The organism is Intestinibacter sp. (assembly GCF_034113885.1).
In the GTDB taxonomy this organism is placed as follows: Bacteria; Bacillota; Clostridia; order Peptostreptococcales; family Peptostreptococcaceae; genus Intestinibacter.
Genome location: NZ_JAXEWM010000160.1, coordinates 1 through 2,952, shown reverse-complemented (window position 1 = coordinate 2,952; position 2,952 = coordinate 1). Strand labels below are relative to the sequence as shown.

Genomic DNA, 2,952 nt, shown 5'->3' with positions numbered 1-2,952 from the left:
TCCTATTTTGCTTTTACGCCTTTTATTCATGCTATATTTTTGAACTATAAGATATTTAACAAAACACTCGACTATAACACCGCCCCAATGCATTTTTAATATTTTTCTATCTATACCATCTATACTCTGCAAATCTTTTTTCCTACTATGATAAGCTTCTCCAAAATCTTCTTCTATTGCTTTTAATTCTTGTTGTAAAGCCATATTTCCTCCATTAAAATCAATATTACTTTATGATTATGTCCATTGTAATACATAGTTATTCTTTTTTATCATACTATAAGCAAAAAAGTTAATCAATAAAAGCAATTAAAAAATAATTGAGAATTATTTGGCAAATAAGTGTGTACTTTTTTATTCTTAAGATATGTATTTACTTTAACCATTGTGAATATAAATACAATGGGGCGGATATGAGATATGTATGGTAAGAGAGACGCTTCGCGGAGGAGTGGTTGTAAGGAAGTAAATTCAGATGTTTTTAGAATTTGAATCTGAATTTACTTTTTATTATTGGGGCAAGGGCGTTTAGTTTAGGTTGTATTTTTTTGATTTTTATTAAGTCTGTAAATTCGAAGTTTATGAAGCGTTGGTATAAGCATGCAAATAGCAGTGGTAAAAGTACGCATAGTACTGGTGTTATTATGTAGTTTGCTATGGGTAGTATGGCTTTTGGCATGAACGCCGTGTCATAGATTTTGCCGAGGCTCCATTTTACAAGGAGGTGGTGCATCATTATGCTCCATGTGTTGTCTCCGATTGTGCATATGATTGTGGAGATGGCTGCGCCTAGTTTGGAGCTTGCTTGTGTTGTTATTTTCATTAGGAATTTTGCTAGATGCAGGCAGTAGGCTATTCCAAGTATGGATACGACGACTGGTAGAATTATGTGGCCGTTGAATTTTATTATTCTTAGGGAAAAAGTATAGTAGCCAAATAGCATAAGTATTGCTAGCTTGCATGTTATGACTAATAAAAATGATTTTAGTGATAGTTTTATGTTTTTTTCGATAAATTGTTTGTATATGAAGCCTAGTTGGAAAAATTGTAGTCCGAATAGGATTCTTATGAAGCTTTGTAGGGCGTTTACTTTGCTGTTTGAGACTGAGCATAGTTCGGATGCGCCTACGGCGATGAATCCTGTGATTATTAGTGCTGCTAGGAGGATGCCCTCTTTTTTTAGTGTTGTGTCGGATTTATTGCTGAAAGAGGGAAATTTTGAGCCTACTATTTTTCTGATGATGACGTAGCTTATTTGAAGTAGGAATAAAAATGGCACGAACCATGCTGGTCCGTTGAAGTAAAATTGGAATCCGCCTAGAAATGGCTCTACGAATAGGCTTTTTAGTGTGAATTTTATGTGTTTTTCGTATAAGCCTAGGTTTATAAGTGCGAAACATAGTACGAAGTAGAATAGGTTGCAGTTTATGTATTTTTTTATGGCTGCGAATCTTTTTTTGGCTAGTTTTAGGAGGTCGCTTTCGTATATGCGTTTGTAAAAGTAGCCTGATGTAAATATGAATAAGGGCATATGATAGGAATATTCTGGGAATAGTTCGCCTATTGATCTTATTGGGAGATTTATAAGGTTGAATATGCTTGTGCCTAGGTGGCAGCTCACTACTACTATTATTCCTATTGCTTTTAAAATTGTTAATTCTTTGTTTCTACTGGTTCTTGCGCTTTCCATTTTTTATTTAACTTCCTCTCTTCGTTTTTAAAATTTTTGTCGAAATTTTTTATACCTATATCATTTTAAACCCTATTAATAAATTTTTCAAATTATTTTTTTGCATGCAAAAAGAGACTATTGCTAGTCTCTCAGGCAAAAGGGGAAGTACATTTGTCTATGCCGACTCTTAAATATGAGTTACTCTAATTATAGGTTTCTCTTTGATTTTATTATTTTGGCTTACATATTTTTGTAAATCTGTTTCATTTGTATGTATTTATAATTCTCTATCGCCGGGCAAATCCCCTTTTAGATAAATATTAAATATTTTTTACATAAAAATTTTATTTTGTGTGTTATTTTTATTTATTTTACTTTCCATATTAATCTTTATTTTTTGCATCTTTGTGAATTGCATAAACTATTTTCTTTATATCTTCTATAAACCCAACTACTATTTCTTTAGATATCTCTATTCTTGTAGCATCGCTATGTAATCGATCAAATTGATGCGCTATGGAATTTCTTCTATTATATAGTTCACCTATTCTTCGCTTTAATTTATCCTTTACTTTTTCTGAAGAACCTCTTTCAAAAAAAGCCTCTTTAGCAATATTTTGTACATTTAGTCCAATTAGATTTAATTGACTATTTATTGAATCCCATGACATCATAGTAACTTCTATGTATTTTTTATTAATAAAGTTAATAAACCATTCTGAACTTTCTCTTTCTCTTAATGCTTCCGATACTATACTCATTTTAACTTCTATATTTTTATATTTAGTAGTTTCTTCCCATATACCATCATATATTTTCATAAGACCAAATTTTGTAATTTCATGGAAGTAAAAATCTAAAGAACTTCCTAAAAATACAATTTGAGAACGCAATATACAATCAATTTTTTCTTTATCTACTTCAGCATCCAATTTATCAATGATCTCAAACTGATTTTCTATATCCATAATATTTTCATCAAAGTGATTTTTTATTTCATCCAGTTCAAAATTAATAACTGCAGACGGCCTCTTATCTCTACTATCCTCAATCCTTTTACTTAAAGATAAATCTCTACTCATTACATTCCTCCATTATTACTAGAAATCTCTTCGAATATTTCCGAAAAATTCTTATTCAACATAGGAATAGCTCCGTATCTACCATTCATATACGCTTTAGCTAAATTTTCATTATTTCTGACATTTTTTATTTCTAAAAGTGAAAACAAATCAGTAGAGCGTTCCTTATCTAATTCAGTAAACCAAATCTGATCTCTT

Annotated in this window: 3 protein-coding genes and 1 pseudogene; all 4 read right to left on the bottom strand. The window is 30.8% G+C overall.

The features are described 5' to 3' along the window. Positions 1 to 204 (bottom strand): hypothetical protein (locus SPD90_RS09730; protein ID WP_320925097.1); only part of this gene is annotated, 204 nt, incomplete at its 3' end. Between the two features lie 277 nt (positions 205 to 481). Next, positions 482 to 1,690 (bottom strand): acyltransferase family protein, encoded by a 1,209-nt coding sequence (locus tag SPD90_RS09725; RefSeq protein ID WP_320925096.1) that lies wholly within the window; start codon positions 1,688 to 1,690, stop codon positions 482 to 484. A gap of 365 nt (positions 1,691 to 2,055) precedes the next feature. Beyond that, complete coding sequence (locus SPD90_RS09720; RefSeq protein WP_320925095.1) at positions 2,056 to 2,754, bottom strand: HEPN domain-containing protein; 699 nt, start codon at positions 2,752 to 2,754, stop codon at positions 2,056 to 2,058. Then, positions 2,754 to 2,952: pseudogene (locus SPD90_RS09715) on the bottom strand (hypothetical protein); the annotation flags it as partial. The pseudogene SPD90_RS09715 and the gene SPD90_RS09720, both read right to left, overlap by 1 nt.

Bases quoted from the DNA above. Each gene is read 5' to 3' on its own strand.
- SPD90_RS09725 (WP_320925096.1), bottom strand. From the start codon at position 1,690: ATGGAAAGCGCAAGAACCAGTAGAAACAAAGAATTAACAATTTTAAAA.
- SPD90_RS09720 (WP_320925095.1), bottom strand. From the start codon at position 2,754: ATGAGTAGAGATTTATCTTTAAGTAAAAGGATTGAGGATAGTAGAGAT.